This window comes from Saccharothrix luteola (assembly GCF_020859565.1).
Taxonomy (GTDB): domain Bacteria; phylum Actinomycetota; class Actinomycetes; order Mycobacteriales; family Pseudonocardiaceae; genus Actinosynnema; species Actinosynnema luteola.
The window spans coordinates 125,509-146,612 of record NZ_JAJHUO010000006.1; the positions used below are offsets into that span (position 1 = coordinate 125,509).

22 protein-coding genes are annotated in these 21,104 nt (G+C 72.4%); 7 read left to right on the forward strand and 15 right to left on the reverse strand.

Going from position 1 to position 21,104, the window contains the following annotated elements; translation table 11 throughout:
* Positions 1-90 precede the first annotated feature (90 nt).
* From LNK82_RS10030 to LNK82_RS10060, 7 genes are all read right to left on the reverse strand, one after another.
* Entirely contained in the window at positions 91-1,260 is a 1,170-nt protein-coding gene (locus tag LNK82_RS10030) for an MFS transporter (RefSeq protein WP_230566658.1), read from the reverse strand.
* Positions 1,257-1,796, reverse strand: coding sequence for an NADPH-dependent FMN reductase (locus LNK82_RS10035; protein ID WP_230566659.1), 540 nt, complete (start codon positions 1,794-1,796; stop codon positions 1,257-1,259). Before LNK82_RS10035 ends, LNK82_RS10030 begins: the two co-directional genes overlap by 4 nt.
* Before the next feature lie 49 nt (positions 1,797-1,845).
* A complete protein-coding gene (locus LNK82_RS10040; RefSeq protein ID WP_230566660.1) occupies positions 1,846-4,479 on the reverse strand; it encodes an ATP-binding protein in 2,634 nt (877 codons plus the stop codon).
* A 49-nt stretch (positions 4,480-4,528) separates the two neighbouring features.
* Positions 4,529-4,720 carry a hypothetical protein gene (locus LNK82_RS10045; RefSeq protein ID WP_230566661.1) on the reverse strand — a complete coding sequence of 64 codons (192 nt, stop codon included), beginning with the start codon at positions 4,718-4,720 and terminating at the stop codon, positions 4,529-4,531.
* Positions 4,721-4,751: 31 nt separating this feature from the next.
* Complete coding sequence (locus LNK82_RS10050) at positions 4,752-4,904, reverse strand: hypothetical protein (protein WP_230566662.1); 153 nt, start codon at positions 4,902-4,904, stop codon at positions 4,752-4,754.
* Positions 4,905-5,087: 183 nt separating this feature from the next.
* A complete protein-coding gene (locus LNK82_RS10055; RefSeq protein WP_230566663.1) occupies positions 5,088-6,275 on the reverse strand; it encodes an MFS transporter in 1,188 nt (395 codons plus the stop codon).
* An 88-nt stretch (positions 6,276-6,363) separates the two neighbouring features.
* A complete protein-coding gene (locus LNK82_RS10060; RefSeq protein ID WP_230566664.1) occupies positions 6,364-7,071 on the reverse strand; it encodes an EcsC family protein in 708 nt (235 codons plus the stop codon).
* 48 nt (positions 7,072-7,119) lie between these two features.
* On the opposite strand from LNK82_RS10060, the gene LNK82_RS10065 reads away from it, so the two are divergent.
* Positions 7,120-8,211, forward strand: a complete 1,092-nt coding sequence (locus LNK82_RS10065) for an Rv2629 family ribosome hibernation factor (RefSeq protein WP_230566665.1) — start codon at positions 7,120-7,122, stop codon at positions 8,209-8,211.
* On the opposite strand, the gene LNK82_RS10070 is transcribed toward LNK82_RS10065, so the two are convergent.
* The 5 genes from LNK82_RS10070 to LNK82_RS10090 form a co-directional block, all read right to left on the reverse strand.
* Entirely contained in the window at positions 8,197-8,628 is a 432-nt protein-coding gene (locus LNK82_RS10070; RefSeq protein WP_308257188.1) for an NUDIX domain-containing protein, read from the reverse strand. The genes LNK82_RS10065 and LNK82_RS10070 overlap by 15 nt on opposite strands.
* Before the next feature lie 2 nt (positions 8,629-8,630).
* Positions 8,631-9,479, reverse strand: coding sequence for an amino acid ABC transporter permease (locus LNK82_RS10075; RefSeq protein WP_230566666.1), 849 nt, complete (start codon positions 9,477-9,479; stop codon positions 8,631-8,633).
* Complete coding sequence (locus LNK82_RS10080; protein WP_230566667.1) at positions 9,476-10,150, reverse strand: amino acid ABC transporter permease; 675 nt, start codon at positions 10,148-10,150, stop codon at positions 9,476-9,478. Before LNK82_RS10080 ends, LNK82_RS10075 begins: the two co-directional genes overlap by 4 nt.
* A 71-nt stretch (positions 10,151-10,221) precedes the next feature.
* A complete protein-coding gene (locus LNK82_RS10085; RefSeq protein ID WP_230566668.1) occupies positions 10,222-11,109 on the reverse strand; it encodes a glutamate ABC transporter substrate-binding protein in 888 nt (295 codons plus the stop codon).
* Between the two features lie 62 nt (positions 11,110-11,171).
* Positions 11,172-11,900, reverse strand: coding sequence for an amino acid ABC transporter ATP-binding protein (locus LNK82_RS10090; RefSeq protein WP_230566874.1), 729 nt, complete (start codon positions 11,898-11,900; stop codon positions 11,172-11,174).
* Between the two features lie 162 nt (positions 11,901-12,062).
* Here LNK82_RS10090 and LNK82_RS10095 point away from each other — a divergent pair, with 162 nt between their 5' ends.
* Positions 12,063-12,734 carry a response regulator transcription factor gene (locus tag LNK82_RS10095; RefSeq protein WP_073886595.1) on the forward strand — a complete coding sequence of 224 codons (672 nt, stop codon included), beginning with the start codon at positions 12,063-12,065 and terminating at the stop codon, positions 12,732-12,734.
* Entirely contained in the window at positions 12,735-14,114 is a 1,380-nt protein-coding gene (locus tag LNK82_RS10100; protein ID WP_230566669.1) for a sensor histidine kinase, read from the forward strand.
* A gap of 6 nt (positions 14,115-14,120) precedes the next feature.
* Here LNK82_RS10100 and LNK82_RS10105 read toward each other — a convergent pair whose 3' ends face one another.
* A complete protein-coding gene (locus LNK82_RS10105) occupies positions 14,121-15,035 on the reverse strand; it encodes a YVTN family beta-propeller repeat protein (protein WP_230566670.1) in 915 nt (304 codons plus the stop codon).
* 270 nt (positions 15,036-15,305) lie between these two features.
* Positions 15,306-16,253: a TAXI family TRAP transporter solute-binding subunit gene (locus LNK82_RS10110; RefSeq protein ID WP_230566671.1), complete on the reverse strand. Its 948-nt coding sequence runs from the start codon at positions 16,251-16,253 to the stop codon at positions 15,306-15,308.
* 57 nt (positions 16,254-16,310) lie between these two features.
* On the opposite strand from LNK82_RS10110, the gene miaB reads away from it, so the two are divergent.
* Genes miaB through LNK82_RS10125 form a run of 3 tightly spaced genes read left to right on the forward strand, consistent with a single transcriptional unit; the run spans position 16,311 to position 18,830 of the window.
* Positions 16,311-17,780 carry a tRNA (N6-isopentenyl adenosine(37)-C2)-methylthiotransferase MiaB gene (miaB, locus tag LNK82_RS10115; protein ID WP_230566672.1) on the forward strand — a complete coding sequence of 490 codons (1,470 nt, stop codon included), beginning with the start codon at positions 16,311-16,313 and terminating at the stop codon, positions 17,778-17,780.
* A gap of 10 nt (positions 17,781-17,790) precedes the next feature.
* Positions 17,791-18,267 (forward strand): Rv2732c family membrane protein, encoded by a 477-nt coding sequence (locus LNK82_RS10120; protein ID WP_230566673.1) that lies wholly within the window; start codon positions 17,791-17,793, stop codon positions 18,265-18,267.
* Positions 18,228-18,830, forward strand: a complete 603-nt coding sequence (locus LNK82_RS10125) for a GNAT family N-acetyltransferase (RefSeq protein WP_230566674.1) — start codon at positions 18,228-18,230, stop codon at positions 18,828-18,830. The genes LNK82_RS10120 and LNK82_RS10125 overlap by 40 nt, the downstream gene beginning before the upstream one ends.
* Positions 18,831-18,900: 70 nt before the next feature.
* Here LNK82_RS10125 and LNK82_RS10130 read toward each other — a convergent pair whose 3' ends face one another.
* Positions 18,901-20,235, reverse strand: coding sequence for a DUF349 domain-containing protein (locus tag LNK82_RS10130; protein ID WP_230566675.1), 1,335 nt, complete (start codon positions 20,233-20,235; stop codon positions 18,901-18,903).
* Positions 20,236-20,420: 185 nt separating this feature from the next.
* Between LNK82_RS10130 and LNK82_RS10135 the strand changes: the two genes are divergently transcribed.
* Complete coding sequence (locus LNK82_RS10135) at positions 20,421-21,104, forward strand: class III extradiol ring-cleavage dioxygenase family protein (protein ID WP_230566676.1); 684 nt, start codon at positions 20,421-20,423, stop codon at positions 21,102-21,104.

Below are 21,104 nucleotides of genomic sequence, written 5' to 3' on the forward strand. Positions count from 1 at the left end.
TCTCCGCCGGACCCGGTTGCTACCCAGCTCAGGCTAGTTCGCCGAGGACGTGATCGGCAGATCACCTGCCTGAACAGAGCACGACCCGCGTCAGCGCACCTTCAGCTGCGCGGCCGTCAGCAGCACGCCCAGCACGGTGATCGCGACGAGCACCGGGACGGTCTGCCCGAACCCGCCCAGGGCCGCGCCCAGCACCGGCCCCACCGAGAACCCCACCGTGCGGACCAGCGTCGTCACGCCTCCGGACGTGCCCATCAGCTCCGGCGGCGTCCGCTCCAGCAGCACCGCCGCGTGGGGTCCGGCGAACAGCCCGTGGCCGACGCCGATCACCGCCAGCCGCCACGCCAGGTCCCACGGATCGTCACCCGCACGGAGCAACAGCACCGTACCGATCAAGATCACGACCGCGCCGACGAGAGCGACCTCCCGGTACCCGTACCGGTCCGCGACCACCCCCGCGATCGGCGACAGCACCGCCATGCCCGCCGACAGCGCCAGCAGCACCAGGCCCACCGTCCGCGACGGCTGGCCCACCAGCACGTAGGGCACCACGAAGTTCAGCGCGCCGACACCGGCCACGATCAGCGGCAGGGCGGCCAGCGGCAACGCCAACGACGGCCGCCGCAGCACGCGTACGCCGTGCACCACCGACTCGACCAGCAGCCGCCGTCCCGGCCACGGCAGGCCGCGCCCGTCGGCCGCGATCCCCCGCCGGCCCACCAGCACCGCGACCACGACCACCGGCAGGTTCACCAGGAACACCGACCGCCAGCCGAACAGGTCGGTCAGCACCCCGCCCACCGCCGGCCCGGCCACCCCGCTCAACGGGATCAACGTGAGCACGATCCCCATAGCGCGCGCTCGGTGCTCCGGACGCACGTTGGCCGCGATGATCGGCATCGTGACCGCGCCGATCAACGCGCCGAACACCCCTTGCAACGCCCGACCCGCCAACACCACCCCGGCGTTCGGCGCGATCGCGATCAGCAGGCTCGCCACCCCGAACCCGCCCACCGACAGCAGGAACGCGGGCAGGTGACCGGCCCGGTCCAGCCAGCGCCCGGCCGGGAGGCTCAACGCGATCAGCGGGATGTTGTAGGCCAGCAGGACCCACTGCGTGACCGCGGGCCCGGCACCCAGGTCCGCGCCGAGCACGGGCAACGCGACCGCGACGGCCGTGAGGTCGAGCGCCGCCAGCACGACGCCCGAGGACACCGCCGGCACCGCGCCCCACCGCGTCCGCTCCAGGACCGCGGTCACGCGGCCACCCGACCGGTCAGCTCCGCCAGGACACCGGCCAGCCCCGCGCGCAGCTCGTGGTCCAGCAGGCGGTCGTGCTCGTCGAACCGGCGGAACGCCTGCCCGACCGCCAGCGGCGCGCCGATCACCGCCGCGCCGGCCGTGGTCAGCACCCGCCGCAGGTCCTCCTGCGCCGCCGCCGCGCCGCGCGGGCCCGGGCTCGCGCCGACCACGGCGACCGGCTTGCCCGTCAGCACCCCCGCGCCGTACGGGCGGGACGCCCAGTCCAGCGCGTTCTTCAACTGCCCCGGGACCGACCCGTTGTACTCCGGCGTCGCGATCAGCAACGCCGTGGCCGACCCGATGGCCTCCCGCAGCGCCGCGACCGCCGGCGGCACCGGCCCGTCCTCGGCGTCCTCGTCGAACGGCGGCACGGACGCCAGCCCGTCCCACGGCACCAACCGCGCGCCGTCCGGCAGCTCGTGCCGTGCCGCGGCCAGCAACCTCCGGTTGAACGACTGCGCGCGGACGCTCCCCGCGATTCCCAGGATCTCCATGCCGTCAACGGTCGGTCTAAGGCGCCCCGCGCGGCATCGGGCACGAGCCCTATTCGAACAGCCTCAGCCGGTGCGCCGTCGCCGCCGCCTCGACCCGGTTGGCCACGCCGAGCTTGCCGAGGATGTTCGACACGTGCACGCTCGCCGTCTTCACCGAGATGAAGAGCCGTTCGGCGATCTCCCGGTTGGCCAGGCCGTCCGTGACCAGCCGCAGGATCTCCACCTCGCCCGCGGTGAGCCCGAACCCGGCCCGGTGCGAGTCGCCCTCGCCCGTCAACGTCACCCGCGCCCGTCGCGCCAGCTCGGCGACCCGGTCGCGCAACGGCGTCGCGCCCAGCCCGTCGGCCAGCTCCGCCGCCCGTCGCAACGCGTCGGCGTCCCGAGTCTCGGAAGCCAGCCCGAACAACGCCTCGGCGTGCCACAGCGGCTGTCCCAACGCCTCCCACGCGTCGACCGCGGCCCGCCACTCGCCCCGGCACGTCAACGCCCACGCGGCCTGGACCGGCCCGGCCACCGGCAGGTCCGGCACGGCCACCCCGAGCCGTGCGCCCACCGCGGCCAGCGGCCAGGAGAACCGGGACGCGATCCGCGCGTGCGGCAGGTCGAACGCCGCCCGCACCACGGCCGCCGCCTCGTCCGGCCGGCCCCGCGCCCACCGCACCTCGGCCTCCAGCCGGTGCAGTTGCAGCGGGTCCTGGATGAACGGCGCGTCGGTCAGCTGCCGCGCCCTGGTCAACGCCCACTCGGCCCGGTCGACCTCGCCGCGCCGCACGTCCACGAACCCCGCCAGGCACAGCAGGTGCGCGTGGTGGACGGCGGGCGGCGCGTGGTCCAGCGCGTGGTCGACGCACTCCAGCGCCTCGTCCCACCGGCCCGCCGCGATCAACGCCCTGGCCAGGTCCACGGCGTGCGACGCGCCGGCGGACCGGGCCAACCCGAGCTCGCGGGCGGTCCGGAGGCCCAGCCGGGCCAGCTCCTCCGCCTCCGCGAGCCGCCCGTACGCCTCGGACAACGACGACTCGCAGTGCAGCGCGCGCAGCCGCACGCGGTGCGCGGCGACGTGCTCGGCGATGGCCCGCGCGCGGCGGAGCCGGGGCAGCTGCGCGTCCAGGTCGCCGAGCCGCACGTCCAGCACGGCCAGCGTGATCAGGGCGGCGGCCTCGGACGGGTCGTCGCCGGCGTGGTGGGCCGCGCCCAACGCCTCTTCCGCCACCTCACGCGCCTCGTCCGGGAGCGGGACGGCCATCAGCCGGGCGGCCAGCGAGTTGAGCAGGTAACCGCGGATCGGGTGCCCCTCGGGCGCGAGCCGCACGGCCTCGCGGTGGTCTTCGAGCGCACCCCGCCGCCCGAGCTGGGCGCGCAGCCGACCGCGTTGCTCCACCACGGCCGCGTACCGGATCCGCTCGGCCTCCGGGTCCAGGCCCGCCAGCAGCTCGGTGGTCAGCTCCTCGCCGCGCTCGTGCTCGCCCGCGCGGCTCGCCGCCTCACCGGCCGCCTCCAGCACGGTGAGCCGGTCGACGCCGAGGTGGGAAGCGTTGTCCCACAACGACAGCACGCGGTCGAGCATGGCCAGCTGCTCGGCGTAGGCCAGGGCTCGGCGGGCGACGCCGGCGGCTTCCCACGCGGCCGACACCGCGCCCGTGAGGTCACCGGCCGCGTACCGGTGGTGCGCCAGCTCGGCGGCGGCGGACCTCGGCAGCACGGCGGCGTACCGCGCGTGCAGCTCGACCCGTTCACCGGGGAGCAGCCGCCGGTAGACGGCGTCGCGGATCAACGCGTGCCGGAACGCGTAGCCGTCACCGTCCACGACCATCACGCCGCCGTCCACAACGGACCGCATCGACGTGACGTCGTGGACCTGAACGAGGATCTCGTGGGACACACGTCGACCACCGACGGCGGCGGCGCGCACGACTGCGACGGCGTCCGGCTCCAGCCGATCGACCCGGCTGAGCAGCAACTCCTCCAGCGACAGCTCCGCCGCGCCGTCCACCAGCGCCTCGACGAACAGCGGGTTGCCCTCGCTGCGCCGGAACACGGCGTGCGCGGACACCGGATCCGGTTCCGCGCCGAGGATCCCGCGCAGCTGGGCCCGCACGTCGCGGGCGGACAATCGGGGCAGCTCGAACCGGCGCACCCACGGCACCCGGCTCAGCTCGGCCAGCAACGGCCGCACCGGTCCGCCGAGTTCGTCCGACCGGTAGGTCACCACGACCGACGACCGCGGCACCGCGCGCTGGTTGCGCACCAGGAAGTCGAGCAGGTCGCGGCTGGAGCGGTCGAGCCAGTGCGCGTCCTCGACCACGAGGACCACCGGCCGCTGCTCGGAAAGCCTGACCAGCAACGACAACACGCCCTCGAACAGCCTCGGTCGCGCCTCGTCGCCCGTCGCCTCGCCCGAGGGCAGCAGCGGCGCGAGGTCGGCGCGTTCCCGGTCCGCGAGCTCGACACCGCGCAGGGCCGCGACGAACGGCGCGAACGGCAGCCCGTCCAGCTCGACGCAGCCGCCGAGCAACACGGTGGCGTCGAGCCGCGCGGTGAAGTCGTCGACGAGCCGGGACTTCCCGACCCCCGCCTCACCGCCGAGGAGCACCGTCGCGGGCGCGTGGTCGAACGCGCCCGCGAGGTGCCCGAGTTCGGCCGACCGCCCGACCAGCTCCGGGCTCACCAGGTGTGCGCTCATCGCGCACCGGAGACTAGTCGAGCGGTCGCGTGCCGGTGGTGCTCGTCGCTCAGCCGCCGCTCGTGCGCCGGAACACGCGTCGTCCGACGAACGTGTTCTGGTGCGGGCGACCCGGGGCCTTGTTCACGCCGTCGTTCTTCTGGGCGTGACCGCGGCGGGCCGCGCGGTTGAGCGGAACGGCGGGCTGCTCCGGCTGGTCCTGCTCGCCGTCGTCGACCTGCGGAACGTCCTGATCGGTCATGTGTGCCTCCTGGGTGTGGCGATGTCGCTGGTCAGCGACGCCGCATGGCGTACTGGCGCGGGGTGACGACAGCTCGGCCGCCCGCGAAGCGCGGGTGCACCGCGCCGTTCGAGCGGGCGCCGCGGCGTGCGGCGCGGTTGGTCGGCTGGTCGTCGTGTGGCGGTTCGTTGCGCATGGTGGGCATGCGTTCGCCTCCTCGAGGTTCGAGGCGTGCAAAGGGCTACGACCCGTGGTTCGACACGGTCGTGAGAAGAGCCGCTGGGGCCACCAGGAGAAGAGCGCGGCACGGCCCGAGGCCGGTGCGGCGCTGGAGGAAGAAGTCCTCAGAGGTAGATCTGGAAGAACATGGTCATGACCGTAGCCTGGTTCACGCCGCGACGCCAATCATTTTCCGCCGCGACCGCTCGGACCACGTCACCGCAGGCGTCATGGCCAGTGCGGCGGACAGGAAGAGCGCGCCGAGCACGAGCCAGCCCACCACTCCCCCGCCCAGCACCAGGGTGGTCAGCAGCAGCGGGCCGACGGTGCGCGCGACCGCCGTGCCGGTGCCGTAGAACCCCTGGTACTGGCCCTGCTTGTCGGCCGGCGCGAGGCCGAAGCCGATCTCCCACGACCCCGCGCCGTGCAGCATCTCGCCGACGACCTGGAGGCCTGCCGCGCCGACGAGCACGGCCACCGCCACCCGATCGGGTACTTCCGCGGACAACGCGAACACGACGCACGACGCGAGCAGCAACACCCCGCCCTGCCGCACCGACCGTGCCGCCGTGCGCAAGTCGGTGACACCACGCGCCAGCCGCACCTGCCCCACCACCACGGCGGCCGTGTTGAGCACGAAGAGCAGGCCGACCACCCACTTCGGCGCGGAGGTGCGTTCGACGACCCACAGCGGCACCACCAGGCTCAGCATCGGCAGGTAGAGCAGCAGGACCGAGTTCAGCAACGCCACCAGCGCGTACGGCCGGTCCCGCAGCACGCCGAGCCGTCCCGTCCGGGCGACCGCCACCACCTCGGGCACCCCGCGCAGGACCACCGCCGCGACCACGAACCCCACCGCGTCCACCGCGAACACCGCGAGGTAGGCCGCCGCCGCGTCGACGTGCAGCGCCACCCCGCCGAGCCCCGCGCCGACCGCCAGCCCACCGTTGACCACGGACTGCAGCACGGCCCGCACCCGCGTCCGCCGCTCCGGCCCGACCAGCCCCGCCAGCAACGCCTGCCGTGCGGCGGCCAACCCGCACTGACCGCACGTGTAGACGCACGCGGCCACCACGAACGCCCAGAACAAGCGGACCACCAGGAACGACGCCAGCGCCCCCGCCGTGACCACCGCCAACCCGACCGCCACCCGCCGCGGCCCGACCCGGTCGGCGAGGTGCCCGAACCCGACCCCGACCACCGCCCCGACCGCCCAGGCGACCGTCAACGCCACCCCGACTTGCGCGGCCGACAAGCCGACGATCCGGGTGAAGTAGAGCGCGGAACAGACGTAGAACGCCCCGTCACCCACCGAGTTGGCCGCCTGCGCGACCGCGAGCACCTTCGTCGTCCCCATGGCACGTCACGCTAGGTGCCCGATTGGCCCAACCTAAGGGCCAACTCCAGGCCGGTTCGTTGGGCCAATCGACGAAGCCCAGGGCCCGCTACTCGTGGTTCTCGACGATCGAGACGATCTCGCCGTCGATCACGGTGCCGTCCACGACCGCCGGTGGTTCTTCGCGCTCGGTGAAGAAGCGGGACGCGAAGGCGCCCACGGCGCGGGTCGTGACGGCGTCGAACGTGCCGCCGATGACACCGCCCACCAGCGGCACGCCCTTGGCCAGGGTCACGGTCGCCTTGCTGGTGCCGTACTTGGCCAGGAGGGTGAAGCCGACGCGCTTGTTGACCTCGCGGATGAGCTGGGCGGGAATGCGCTCGATCAGGTTCATGGTGAGCCGGGAGCCCACCTTGATGCCCGCCTTCTTCAGCAGCTCGGTCCCCGCGTTGCCCAGCAGGCACACCAGGATCGCCGTCTGCACCTCGTCGCTTTCCAGGTCGTGCCCGTGCACGGCGGCGATCGACGCGATCAGGTGCGTCTGCACCAGGTAGGAGGCGGTCAGGTTCGCGGGCAGGGCGACCGGCAGCGTGATCAGGCCGCCGACGTTGGTCGCGAAGCCCTGGACGCCCGCCGCCGCCACGTGCGTCCGGATCAGGTGCTTGATCGCCTCCTCCGGCGTCAACCCCTTGTCCAGCGCCTCGACGGCCATCTGCCGGGCGCCCTTGAACGGCCCGAAGCCGCTGATCCCCACCTTGAGCAGGTGCTCGACGGCGTTCTGCTGCACCCTGGTGATCGCACCCGGTTCGTCCACCATGCCCCCGAGGTTACGCGGCGCACGATCGGGTAGCCGAGGCCAATGGACATGTCTTCGTTGGGAGAGCTGGTCAGGCAACGCGGCCCGTTCGCGTCGGTCTACCTGGACGCCTCGCACGACACCGAGGACGCGGCCAAGGCCATGGAGCTGCGCTGGCGCGGGGTGCGCGAGGAACTGGCCCGGCAGGGCGCGGACGACGCGACGCTGGACGCGATGCAGCAAGCGGTGCTCACGCCGGTGCCGGGCAAGTCCGGCCGGGCGCTCGTCGCGGCGCAGGGCGCGCTGCTGCTGGACCGGGTGCTGCCACGCCCGCCCGCGGTGGAGACCGCCCGCTGGTCTGACCGGCCGCACCTGCTGCCGCTGGCCACCTGGACGGAACCCGCTGTGGCGCACGTCGTCGTCACGGTCGACCGGGCGGGCGCGGACCTGCACGGGTACGACGGGCGCGGCGAGCGGGCGGGCGAGGTGCACGACCAGGTGCGCGGCGAGCAGCACCCGTTGCACAAGGTCCCCGGCGGCGGCTGGTCGCACCGGCGGCTGCAGAAGGCCGTCGAGGAGACGACCAAGCGCAACGCCGCGCTGGTGGCCGCCGAGGTCGACCGGCTGGTGACGGACCTGGACGCCCGGCTGCTGGTCCTGGGCGGCGAGGTGCAGGCGCGTGCGGACGTGCGCGAGGAGCTGAGCCCGCGGTGCCGCGACGTGCTGATCGAGGTCGAGGGGGCGACCCTGGCCGAGGGCGGTGACGACGCCGCGTTCGACCACGCCGTGCAGTCGCTCGTGGCCCAGTACCAGTTCGACCTGGACAACGACGTGGTGGAGGAGTTCACCGCCGAGGCCGGCCGCCCCGACGGACGCGCGGTGCAGGGCCTGGCGCCCGTGGTGGAGGCGCTGCGCGAGGCGAAGGTGGCCGCGCTGCTGGTGTCCGACCCGGCGCTCGGCGACCGCACCGTGTTCTCCGGCGACGACCCGGCGCAGCTCGCGCTGCGGGAGAAGGACCTGCGCGGCCTCGGCGTCGAGCACGTCGGCGAGCAGCGGGCCGACGAGGCGCTGGGCACCGCCGCGGCGGCCACCGGCGCGCAGGTGGTCGTCACCGACTCCGCCGGCCTCCGGGAGGGCGTAGGCGCGCTACTCCGTTACTAACCCGTGTTCGAGGTAGAGGGTGACGCCGCGCTCACGTGCGTCGAGCGCGGCGGACACCCGCCTGGCCAGCCGGGGGATCAGCGCGTCCGGCACCTCGCCGGGCTCGACGTACCGGTAGGAGCGCAGCTCCGAGGCTTGCAGCCGGATGGTGGCGGAACCGAGCGAGCCGCCGTCGAAGATGAACAGGACCCGGTCCTGCTCACCCGACGGCGCCCAGTCCACGACGAGCAGCGGGCCCGGCTCCACGGCCAGGCCCAGCTCCTCCAGCACCTCCCGGGCGCACGCCTCGCGCGGCGTCTCGCCCGGCTCGACCACACCGCCCGGGATCTCCCAGTGGTCCTTGTAGGTCGGTTCGACCACGAGGACCCGGCCCAGCTCGTCGAGGAACAACGCGCCGGACGCCGCGAGTGCGGCCACGCTCAGACCGCCGCCGCGACGACGTCCTCGGCCGGCTTCTTCTCCAGCTCGATGACCTTCTTGTCACGCCGGCTGCGCTTCTCCAGGTACGTCGCCAGCCACGTGAGCAGCAGGCACATGGAGATGTAGATCGCGGCCACGATGATCGTGACGGGCACCAGCGGCCGGCCGAACTGGAACTGGCTGCCGATGTCGCGCGCGAAGTCCAGCAGCTCGTCGTAGGTGATGAGGAAGCCGAGCGCGGTGTCCTTGAGCAGCACGACCAGCTGGCTGATGATCGCCGGCAGCATCGCCCGCACGGCCTGCGGCAGCAGCACGTGCCTCATCACCTGCGTCTTGCGCATGCCCACCGCGTAGGCCGCCTCGCTCTGCCCGCGCGGCAGCGACAGCACGCCCGCGCGGAACACCTCGGCCAGCACCGAGCCGTTGTAGAGCGTCAGACCGAGCACGACCGAGTACAGCGGCGGGCCGAGGGACACGCCGTAGTGGAAGACGAAGATCAGCACGACCAGCGGCACCGCGCGGAACAGCTCGACGATCAGCATCGACGGCACGCGGATGACCTTGTGGTCGGAGAGCTGGCCGGCGGCGAAGATCGCGCCGAAGACGAGGGCGAACACCGCGCCGAGGCCGAACGCCTTGAGCGTGTTCAGCAACGCGTCGACCAGGGTCAGCTGGATGTTCTTGTACTCCAGCCAGGACCACTTCCGGCCTTCGAACTGGCCGCTCTCGGCGAACCGGTAGATCACGAAGCCGATGCCCGCGACCAGCACGAGCGTGCCGATCACCGCGTAGAGGCGGTGGCGCAGCCGGGCCCGCGGCCCGGGGACGTCGAACAGGACCGAGCTCATCGGGCGATGCTCCACCGCTTCTCAAGGCTGCGTTGCAGCAGGGTCATGGGGATCACGAGCACCACGAAGAACCCGGCGACCCAGAGCAGGCCGAACAGCTGGTTCTCGCCGCGCTCGGACAGGTTGGCGCTGATGGAGCCCGCCTGGAACACCGAGAAGCCCGCCGCGATGGTGGTGTTCTTCAGCAGGGCGATCATCGTGCTCATCATCGGCGGCACGACCGCGCGGGTCGCCTGCGGCAGCACCACGGACCCGAGCATCTGGCCGAACGTCAGGCCGAGCGCGCGCGAGGCCTCCGCCTGGCCGACCGGGACGGTGTTGATGCCGGCCCGCACGACCTCGCACACGAACGCCGCCGTGTAGAGGATCAGCGCGGTGAGGGCGGCGCTGAAGTAGAAGCTGGCCGCCGAACCGCCGAACGTGTCCGCGGTCACGATCTTGAGCAGCGGGAACGCGAAGGCGAAGAAGAAGAACACCAGCGTGAGCGGGGTGTTGCGGACGATCGTCACGTAGGCGGTGCCGATGGCCCGCAGCACGGGGACCGGCGCGACCCGCAGCATCGCCAGGATCGTCCCCAACACCAGCGACCCGACCGCGGAGATCAGGAACAGCTCGACGGTGTTGAGGAACCCGGGCCCGTACAGGTCGAGGTTGTCGAGCAGGACGTCCATCGGCTTCCTCGGCTAGGTGGGTGTGGTGCGGCCGGTCGCCGGAACTCCGACGACCGGCCGCGGGAACGAGATCAGTAGCGTTCGATCACGGGCTTGTCGGCCGACGAGCCCGACTGGCCCAGGGTGGCGTCGTAGGCCGCCTGCCAGGCGCCGCCGTTGATGGCCTCGTCCAGGATGTCGTTGACCTTGGTGCGCAGGGCCTTGTCCTCCTTGGGGATGCCGATGCCGTACGGCTCGTTCGAGAAGGTCTTGCCGACGACCTTCAGCGTGGTCGGCGACTGCGAGGCGTAGCCCTTGAGGATCGCGTCGTCGGTGGTGACGGCGTCGACCGCGCCCTGCTCCAGCTGCTCGACGCACAGCGAGTAGGTCTGGAGCTCGACGATGTTCTCCGGCTCGGTCAGGCCCTCGGACTTGACCTTCTGGATCGGCGTGGAGCCGGTCACCGAGCAGACCTTCTTGCCCTTGAGCGTCTCGGGGCCGGTGATCGTGTTGTCGTCCTTCTTCACCAGCAGGTCCTGCCCGGCGGTGAAGTACGGGCCGGCGAACCCGACCTGCTCCTTGCGCTTGGCGTTGATCGTGTAGGTGCCGACGTAGTAGTCCACGTCACCGTTGATCAGCGCCTGCTCGCGACCGGCCGACGGGATGGCCTTGTAGTCGATCTTGTCGTCGCCGTAGCCGAGCTTGGCGGCGACCAGCTTCGCGATCTCGATGTCGAAGCCGGTGAACTTGCCGCTGGTCGGGTCCTTGTAACCGAGACCGGGCTGGTCCTCCTTGACGCCGACGATGACGCGGCCACGGGCCTTGATCTTGTCGAAGGTCGGCGAGCCGTCGACCTTCACGTCGGCGGCGACCTTCTGGGAGGGGGCCGTGCCCGTGTCGCCGGGGCCACCCTCCTTGCCGCATGCGGTCAGGGCGAGGCCGCCGGCCAGCAGCGCCACCGCAAGGGTGCGAACCCTCATCGTCCTTCTCCTGCTCTTCTTCGGTAGTGCGGCGCCAGGCTCAGCGCCGCGTTCGTGGGACTTCAGTGGGTCAGGATCTTGCCAAGGAAGTCCTTCGCGCGGTTGGACTTCGGCGCGGAGAAGAACGACTCCGGCGTCGAGTCCTCGACGACCTCGCCGTCGGACATGAAGATGACGCGGTCCGCGGCCTTGCGGGCGAAGCCCATCTCGTGGGTCACCACGAGCATGGTCATGCCCTCCTTGGCCAGCGTCGTCATCACGTCCAGCACCTCCTGGACCATCTCGGGGTCCAGCGCGGAGGTCGGCTCGTCGAACAGCATCACCTTGGGCCGCATCGCCAGGGCGCGGGCGATCGCCGCGCGCTGCTGCTGCCCGCCCGAGAGCTGGGCGGGGTACTTCTCCGCCTGGTTCGCGATGCCGACCCGCTCCAGCAGCTCCATGGCCGTCTTGCGGGCCTCGGCCGCCGGGGTCTTGCGGACCTTCACCGGCGCGAGCATCACGTTGTCGACGATGCTCTTGTGGGCGAACAGGTTGAACGACTGGAACACCATGCCGACATCGGCGCGCAACCGGGCGAGTTCCTTGCCCTCTGCGGGCAGCGCCTGGCCGTCCACCTCGATCACGCCGGACTCGATCGGCTCGAGCCGGTTGATCGTGCGGCACAGCGTGGACTTGCCCGAGCCCGAGGGCCCGAGCACGACGACGACCTGCCCCTTCGGCACCTCCAGCGTGACGCCCTTGAGGACGTGCAGAGGTCCGAAGAACTTGTCCACGCCCGCCATCCGGATCATCGGCGGTGCAGGAGTGGCGGCGGTCATCAGTCCTCCAGTAGGGGGTTCCTGAGCGATGGCGGAAACCTAGGTGTGAATCACCACACCAGTCCAGGCGGTTGAGCAAGACTTAGGGTCTCAACTCTGTCACAGGGTGGCGACACTTATCGGGGAGGCTCCACGGTGCGGGTGCTGTTGGTCGAGGACGACGACCGCGTGGCGGAAGCGCTGGTGCCGGCGCTGACCCGACGCGGTTTCACGGTAGACCGGCAGGCCACCGGTCGGGGGACACTCGATCGGCTGACTGGCGTCGACGTGGTGCTGCTCGACCTCGGCCTGCCCGATGTGGACGGTGTCACGCTCTGCCGGCACATCCGTGCGGCGAGTGACGTCGCGATCATCGTGGTGTCGGCCCGCGGCGAGATCGACGACCGGATCCTCGGCCTGCACGCCGGGGCGGACGACTACCTGGTCAAGCCCTACGACGTGGGTGAGCTGGTGGCCCGCGTGCACGCGGTGCGGCGGCGGCGCGGCGACCCGGTCGGCGTCGGCGGCACCGGCACCGAGGTGTTCGAGGTCGCCGACGTGCGGGTCGACCTCGGTCGGCACGAGGTCACCGTGGCGGGTGAACCCGTGGCGCTGTCGCGCAAGGAGTTCCAGGTGTTGGCTCTGGTGGTGGCGGCGGGTGGCGCGGTCTGCACCCGGGAGCGCATCCTGGCCGAGGTGTGGGGACGCACCTGGGCGGGGGCCAACCGGACCCTGGACGTGCACGTGGCGACGTTGCGGACCAAGCTCGGGCGTCCTTCGTTGTTGGAGACGGTGCGCGGTGTCGGGTACCGGTTGAGCGGGGGCTGAGTGCGGTCGCGGCTGCTGGGCATCGTGTTGACGCTGGTCGTGCTGGTGCTCCTCGGTCTGGGCGTCCCCCTGGGCCGCGGCATGGCGCAGGCCGAGCAGCAGGAGATGTTCCTGGACCGGCTCACCGACACCACCCGGTTCGCGTCCGTGGCGCAGCGGCCGTTCATCGACGACCAGCCCGAGGTGCTCAAGCCCGAGCTGCGCCGCTACCACGAGCTGTACGGCATCCGGGTGGCCCTGCTCGGGCGGGACGGGCAGGTGGTGGCGGCGTCCTCGGACGACGTGGACGTGTCCGCGCCCGAGGTGGCGGACCTGGTGCACGCCGCGCTGGCCGGCCGCCAGCCGAGCGCGCCGGAGCTGGTCATGCCCTGGGAGTCGACCGAGCTGGTGCTCGCGGAGCCGGTGCTGGAGGCGGGCGAGGTCCGCGGCGCGGTGGTGACGTTCTCGCCGACGTCGAAGACGCGGGGCGAGGTCCTGCTGTGGTGGTCGGTGCTGCTCGGCGGGAGCACGCTGGTCCTCGTGCTCGGCGTGTTCGTGGCGTTGCCGCTGGTCCGGTGGACGTTGCGGCCCGTGCGGAGGTTGGACGACGCGACCGGGCGGCTGCTCGCGGCGGTGGTGTCCGGGCAGCCCGTGCAGCCGGTCGGCTCGTCGGACGGCCCGCCGGAGCTGCGGCAGCTGTCGCGGTCGTTCGACCAGATGGCGGCGAACGTGAGCGACGTGCTGGCGGCGCAGCGCGCGTTCGTCGCGGACGCCTCGCACCAGCTGCGCAACCCGTTGACCGCGTTGAAGCTGCGTCTGTCCAATTTGGAGGACCACGTGGTCGGCGAGGGCGCCGCGCACCAGGCGGCGGCGTTGGACGAGGCCAACCGGCTCAACCGGATCCTGGACGAGCTGCTGTCCATGGCGCGGGCGGGCGCGCAGTCGGTCGACCCCGTGCCGGTGGACGTCGACCGGGCGGTGGCCGGGCGGCTGTCGGCGTGGCAGCCCGCCGCCGCGGCGCGCGAGGTGCATCTGGTTCTCGACGGCGAGCCGGGCGGCCGGGCCCTCGTGCCGCCGCGCGGCGTGGAGACCGTGCTGGACGCGCTGCTGGACAACGCGCTGAAGTTCACCTCCGACGGCACCCTGGTGCGCGTCGACGTGCGCCGGCAGGGCGGCGTGGTGCGGCTGTCGGTGCAGGACGAGGGCCCGGGCCTCGCGCCGGAGGAGCTGGATCGCGCCACGGACCGGTTCTGGCGCAGCCCGGCGCACCAGAACGTGCAGGGCTCCGGCCTCGGGCTGGCGCTGGTGAGGCAGATCGTGGAACGGGTGGACGGGTCCGTGCGGTTGGAGTCGCCGGAGGGCGGTGGCCTGCGGGTGACCGTCGAGTTCCCCGCCGCCTGAGCACGGTCAGGACGTGACCGCCACGCCCTCGGGCCGCTTGCCCACGGCGAACGGTGTTGCGGGCTTGCCGGTCTTGGCGTTGATGACCGACACGGTGTCCGATCCGGTGTTGGTGATGTAGACGAAGCTGTCGTCGGGCGCCGCCGCGGAGCCCTCGGGCATGCGTTGGACCTTGACCTCGTCGAGGGGTGCGCCGGTGGGCCCGAGGATGCTGACCGTGTTGGAGCCGGTGTTGGCGACGTGGACCCGGCCACCGGGGGTGACGGAGACGCCGAGGGGCGCGTTCCCGACCTTGGTGGTCCTGACGGGGTTGTTCCCGGCGGTGTCGATGACGGTCACCGTGTCGTCGCCGGTGTTGGCCACGTAGAGCCGCGAGCCGTCGAACGCGATGGCGATGCCCGACGGGAAGACGCCGACCGGGATGGTGCCGACGGCCGTCTGCGAGCCGGTGTCGATGACCGTGACGCTGTCGCCGCCGTTGTTGGTCACGTACACGCGGGAGCCGTCGGGGTGGGCGACCGCGCTGTGCGGGAACCGCCCCACCGGGATGGTCTTCACCGGCGCGTTCGTCGCCGTGTCGATGACCGTGACGTCGTGGGAGCCGAAGTTGGTCACGTAGGCGTGGGTGGGCGTGGCCGCGACGCCGAAGGGGTTGGCCCCGACGGGCACGGTGGCGATCACGGCGAGGGACCGGGTGTCGATCACGGAGACGGTGTTGGACGACTCGTTGGTGATGTAGACGCGGTGACCGGACGGGTGCGCGCCGACACCGGCGGGGTAGTCGCCGACCCCGATCGTGGCCGTCACCTTGCCCAGGCGCGTGTCGTACACGGTGACGTTGTCGGAGCCGCTGTTGGCCACGAACACCTGAATGCGGGTCGGCCATCTAGGTGAGGCGTCGAAACCGGTGCCGGCCACCACGGCGAGCACCGCGACCGCGACTACCCAACGAGGGAATCGCGGTCGGGTAAGGAATGAAGAATACGCTGCGTGAAAACGCGCGCGTACCGAATCAACGGACATGAGCTCTCCGTATCGGCGTGGGGTTCCCGCACGAGCCGTCCCTGGTCTCGCGCTTGCCGCCACCCTAACGGCCTAGTGCCGGAAAACGCCGAGCAGGCGCGCACTTGACCCCGACTTGGGCGAGCGTTCACGCACGGCGCTTAACACCATAGAAATGAGGAACATGCACTAAACTTTTACATCGCGGTAATACCTCATCGCGCCGGGGTGCAATTCGATCGGCGTCGTCTCGATCGCCGAGCGGACCTCTATGGACCTCGCCACCGGACTGGCCGCGACCAAGGCCGGCTGGGCCTGGAACAGGCCCCTGACCAGCGCTTCCGCCACCTCTTCGGACATCGTGTCGTTGACGAGGAGGAAGTTGCGCACCACCAGGGTGACGACGGGGCCGCCCCCGATCTGCTCGTACGCCGACGCGGGCAGGGTCGCCGAGCCGTACACCGGGTAGGTCTGGCGCAGCTTCGGCAGGACGTCGCTCAGGTCGAGCATGCGCAGCTTCAGCGTCGTGGCCAGGTTGGTGACCGCGTCCGTCGGCACGCCGCCGGACCAGAAGAACGCGTCCAGCTGACCGTCGAGCATCGCGGTCGTGCTGGTCCGCAGGTCCATGTACTGGACCTTGAGGTCGCTGGGCGACATGTCGGCCGCCGTGAGCAGCCGCTGCGCGATCAGCCACACGCCGGAGTCGCGGGCGCCCACGCTCACCCGCAGGCCCTTCAGGTCGGCCAGCCTCGTGGCCGGCACGTCGTCCCGCACGATCAGCTGGAGGTAGTCGTCGTGCATCCGGGCCAGCGCGTACAGCTTGTGCCCCCCGTCGCCCTGCTGCTTCCTCTCCGCCGCGTCGGCCGCCGAGAACCCGACCTGCGCCTGGTTGGCCCGCAACCGGTCGAGGTTGTCCACGGAGCCGGCCGTGGTCGCCACCTGCGGGCGCGGGATGCCGGGGTCGCGGGTCCACGCGTCGGCCAGCGCCGTGCCCAGGGCGTGGTACACCCCGCCGGGGCTGCCGGCCGCCATGGTGAGCTTGACCTGGTCCAGGTCGTCGCCGCACGCCGCCAACGACAGGGTGGCCAGCGCCAATGCGGCCCCGACCGCGTGCAACCGCAGGAGCGTTCCCGACACCCGCGCATCGTCGCACGTCCACGCTCTACGCTGGACCCGACGGAAGGACTAGGTGCAGTGACTCGCAGTTACCAGATCCGCACGTTCGGCTGCCAGATGAACGTGCACGACTCCGAGCGCCTGGCCGGCATGTTGGAGGACGCGGGCTACACGCCCGCCGAAGGCGACGTCGCGCCGGACGTCGTGGTGTTCAACACCTGCGCCGTGCGGGAGAACGCCGACAACAAGCTCTACGGCACGCTCGGCCACCTCGCCCCCGCCAAGTCCGCGAACCCCGATATGCAGATCGCCGTCGGCGGCTGCCTCGCGCAGAAGGACCAGGGCGAGATCGTCAAGCGCGCGCCGTGGGTGGACGTGGTCTTCGGCACGCACAACATCGGCTCGCTGCCCGTGCTGCTGGAACGCGCGCGGCACAACCGCGAGGCCCAGGTCGAGATCCTGGACTCGCTGGAGACCTTCCCCTCGACGCTGCCCGCCCGCCGCGACTCGGCCTACTCCGGCTGGGTCTCGGTGTCCGTCGGCTGCAACAACACGTGCACGTTCTGCATCGTCCCGTCGCTGCGGGGCAAGGAGAAGGACCGCCGTCCCGGCGAGGTGCTGGCCGAGGTGCAGGCGCTGGTCGACGAGGGCGTGCTGGAGGTGACGCTGCTCGGGCAGAACGTCAACTCCTACGGCGTCGAGTTCGGCGACCGCTACGCGTTCGGCAAGCTGCTGCGCGCGACCGGCGGCATCGAGGGCCTGGAGCGGGTCCGGTTCACCTCGCCGCACCCGAAGGACTTCACCGGCGACGTGATCGCCGCGATGGCCGAGACGCCCGCGGTGTGCCACTCGCTGCACATGCCGCTGCAGTCGGGCTCGGACCGCGTGCTCAAGGAGATGCGCCGCTCGTACCGGACCGCGAAGTACCTGTCCATCCTGGACGACGTGCGCGCGGCCATGCCGGACGCGGCCATCACCACCGACATCATCGTCGGCTTCCCCGGTGAGACCGAGGAGGACTTCCAGGCGACCCTGGACGTCGTCCGCGAGGCGCGGTTCTCGTCGGCGTTCACGTTCCAGTACTCCAAGCGGCCGGGCACGCCCGCCGCCGAACTGCCGGACCAGCTGCCCAAGCAGGTCGTGCAGGAGCGGTACGACCGGCTGGTCACGCTGGTCAACGACATCGCGCACGAGCTGAACCGCGAGCAGGTCGGCCGCAGGGTCGAGCTGCTGGTCGCGTCCGGCGAGGGCCGCAAGGACGCCGAGACGCACCGGATGACCGGCCGCGCCCGCGACGGCCGCCTGGTGCACTTCACGCCCGGTGACGCGCACGTGCGGCCAGGCGACGTGGTGGAGACCGTGGTGACCTACGGCGCGCCGCACAACCTGATCGCGGACGGCCCCCTGCTGTCGCACCGCCGGACCAAGGCGGGTGACCGGTCCGAGGCCGGGGTGAAGCCGAAGACGCCGGGCGTGACGCTGGGCCTGCCGTCGTTCGGCAAGCCCGCTCCGCTGCCCGCCGCGGTCGGCGGGTGCTCGACCCCGTGAGGACGTGCCGATGAGCGAGAACGACCGGGACGACCTGGCCGGGCTCCGCGAGGAGATCGACAGCGTCGGCCGCACGGCGGCCAGGCGGTTCGACCCCGGCGCCGGCGCGTTGACGATCGCCGTCGCGGCGCTGGCGATCCTGGTGTCGCTGGCGCTGCCCTGGGTGGACGGCGTGCAGGGCCTGAGCGTCCTGTTCGGCTCTGCCGAGGGGCTGCCGGAGGTGTTCGCCTACCTGGCGGTGGTCGTCGGCGTGCTGCTGCCCGCGCTGACGCTGGCCCTGCGGCGGTGGGCGTTGGCGTGGGCGTGCGCGCTGGCGTCGTTCGCCGCGTCGGTGGCGGGCGTGCTGTCGATCTGGACCACGCAGACGACGACCGGCCACCACCCCGGCCCGGGGCCCGGCTTCGGCCTGGTCCTGGCCGTGGTGGCGGTGGTCGTGCTGCTGGTGAAGTGGCTCAAGCTGGCCGCGTCCCGGCCGCCGATGCAGTGATCACCGGGTTCGACAACGCGGAGCTGCGCACCGAGCGGCTCACGTTGCGGCGGCCCGTGGCGGACGACGTGGTCGCGGTGCACGAGATCCACCGCGACCCGCTGGCCTGCGCGCACAACCCGTCCGACGCCCTGCGCACCCCCGAAGAGGCCGCCGGCCTGCTGGAGCGGTGGCTGGAGCACTGGCGCGGCTTCGGCTTCGGCTACTGGGTGGTCCGCCCGCGCGACGCGGGGCGAACGCTGGGGTTCTGCGGCGTGAAGCTCACCGACATCGACGGCCGGCGCGGGCTCAACCTGTTCTACCGGTTCGACCCGGCCGCCTGGGGGCGGGGCATCGCCTCCGAGGCGGCCCGCGAGGTCGTGCGGTGGGCCCGCGCGACCCTGCCCGCGTTGCCGGTCGTGGCCAGGGTCCGGCCCGCCAACACCGCGTCGCAGCGGGTGGCGGTCAACGCCGGGCTGACCCGCGCCGACCACCTGGACCGCCCCGGCGAGGACGGGCCCGACCTGCTGTTCGCCGCGGGCTGGGCCCCCTCACCGCCGGTGAAGGGGCCCTTCGCCCGCTAGTGCCGTGCCCGGTGCCGCGAGGCGCCCCGCCGAGCGCCGGAAGGCGCGGCGGAGGTCGCCGGTCACGGCACTACCGGCTCGCGACCGCCTGCTCGGCGGCGGCCAGCCACTCGCGCCACTGCTTGGCCTGCGCCTCGGCCTGCTCGGCACGGCGCTTGTCGCCGGCCGTGCGCGCCTTCGCGGCCTGGGCCTCGAACTGCTCCACGCGCTCGCGGAACTGCGCGACGCGGGCCTCGGCCTCCGGGTCGGACTTGCGCCACTGCGCGTCGACCGCGCCCCGGACCCGCTCCTCGATCGCGCGGAGCTTGCCCTCCAGCTCGCGGACCCGCTCGCGCGGCACCTTGCCGATCGCGTCCCACCGCTCCTGGATCTTGTACAGCTGCTGGCGGGCGGCCTCCAGGTCCAGCGACGGGTCGATCCGCTCGGCCTCGGCGAGCAGCTCCTCCTTCAGCTTCGCGTTGGCCGCGAACTCGGCGTCACGCTCGCTGAACGCCTCGGAGCGCTTGGCGAAGAACGCGTCCTGCGCGGCCCGGAACCGCTGCCACAACGCGTCGTCGGCCTCCTTGGGCGCACGCCCCGCGGCCTTCCACTCGACCATCAGGTCCTTGTACCGACCGGCCGTGGGGCCCCAGTCGTCGGACTCGACGAGCTTCTCGGCCTCCTCGACCAGCTCCTGCTTGCGGTTCTTGGCCACGCCGCGCTGCCGGTCGAGGTCGGCGAAGTGCGACCCGCGCCTGCGGTTGAACGCGTCACGCGCCTTGGAGAAGCGCCGCCACAGCTGCTCGTCGGTCTTGCGGTCGACGCCCCGGATCGTCTTCCACTCGTCCAGGATCTGCCGCAGCCGGTCGCCCGCCGCCTTCCACTGCGTGGACTCGTTGGCCAGCGCCTCGGCCTCCTCGACCAGCTCCTGCTTGCGCGCGCCCGCAGCGGCCCGGGCCTCGTCCTTGGCCGCCTTCGCGGCCTCCAGGCCCTTCTCCGCCAGGACCAGCACGTGCTCGACCCGTGCGGCCAGGGCGGCGAGGTCACCGACCACCGCCGCGTCGGCCAGGCTCTCCTGGACGTGCTTCGCGCTGGTCAGCGCGTGCTTGGGGTCGCCCGCGCCGGAGGACAGCCGCGTCACCAGCAGCTCGACCTCGGTGCGGATGTCGTCGAACCGGCGCGCGAAGTGCGCCAGGCCCTCGGCGGGTTCGCCCGCCTGCCAGGAACCGACGACCCGCTCGCCGTCGGCCGTCTTGACGTAGACGGTGCCGTCCGCGTCCACGCGCCCCCAGCGGTCAGGGTGGTCCGACGCCACGGGGACCGGCGGTGCCGCCGCAACCGGCGTCGCTTCCACCCTGGTCTCCTCGACCACCGCCCCCGCACCACTGTCGCCAGTGGTTCCCGGTGTCGTCTCGTGCTCCGTCATCGCCGGCTTCCTCCTCGCCTGCCCACTTCGTGGTGCCCGTGCCGACCACGGGCGCCCCGCCTACGACGGGGCCCAGCACCCGAGTACCGCGACGCCCCTTAAGAGTGCCCAGTACCTCGCGCGCATTCAAACAGGTCAAGGCTCGCATCGGTACCGGTGGTGGCCGATGAGTAGCGTGGACTGCCATGATCTCGCGCCTGGTGGTCGTGCCGCACCCTCCGCTGCTGGTGCCCGAACTGGTCTCCGACGCCGCGCGGGACACCGAACCGGTGCGCTCGGCGTGCCTGGCCGCCGCACGGGACCTGGCCGCGCACGCGCCGGACTGGGTGGCCGTCGGCGTCGACCCGTCCGGGCCGCGGGTGGTCGAGGGGGTGACGGGGACGTTCCGCGGCTTCGGGGTGGACGTGCGGGTGTCGCTGTCCGACGACGCGTCCTCTGTGGAGGAGGAGCTGCCGCTGCCCGCGCTGGTCGCGGCCTGGCTGCGGGACCGCGTCGGCGCGCGGTCCGTGCGGGTGCACCTCGTGCCGCCGGACCTGTCCACCGCCGAGTGCGTCGCCCTGGGTGAGCGGCTGGCGGGCTCGCCCGCGCTGCTGGTGCTCGGCGACGGGTCGCACCGGCACGGCGAGCGGGCCGTCGGGCGGCCCGACGAGCGGGCCGAGCCGTTCGACGAGGACGTGCGCAAGGCGCTGGCCACGGCGGACACCGCGGCGTTGCGCGCGCTCGACCCGGCGCTGGCGGCCGAGTTGGGCGCGCACGGCCGGGCGGCGTGGCAGGTGGCCGCGGGGGTGCCGGGCGCCTGGCGGTGCGCCCGGTCGGAGTTCCTGGCGCCCTTCGGCGTCGGCTACCACGTGGCGGTCTGGGAGGCTTGA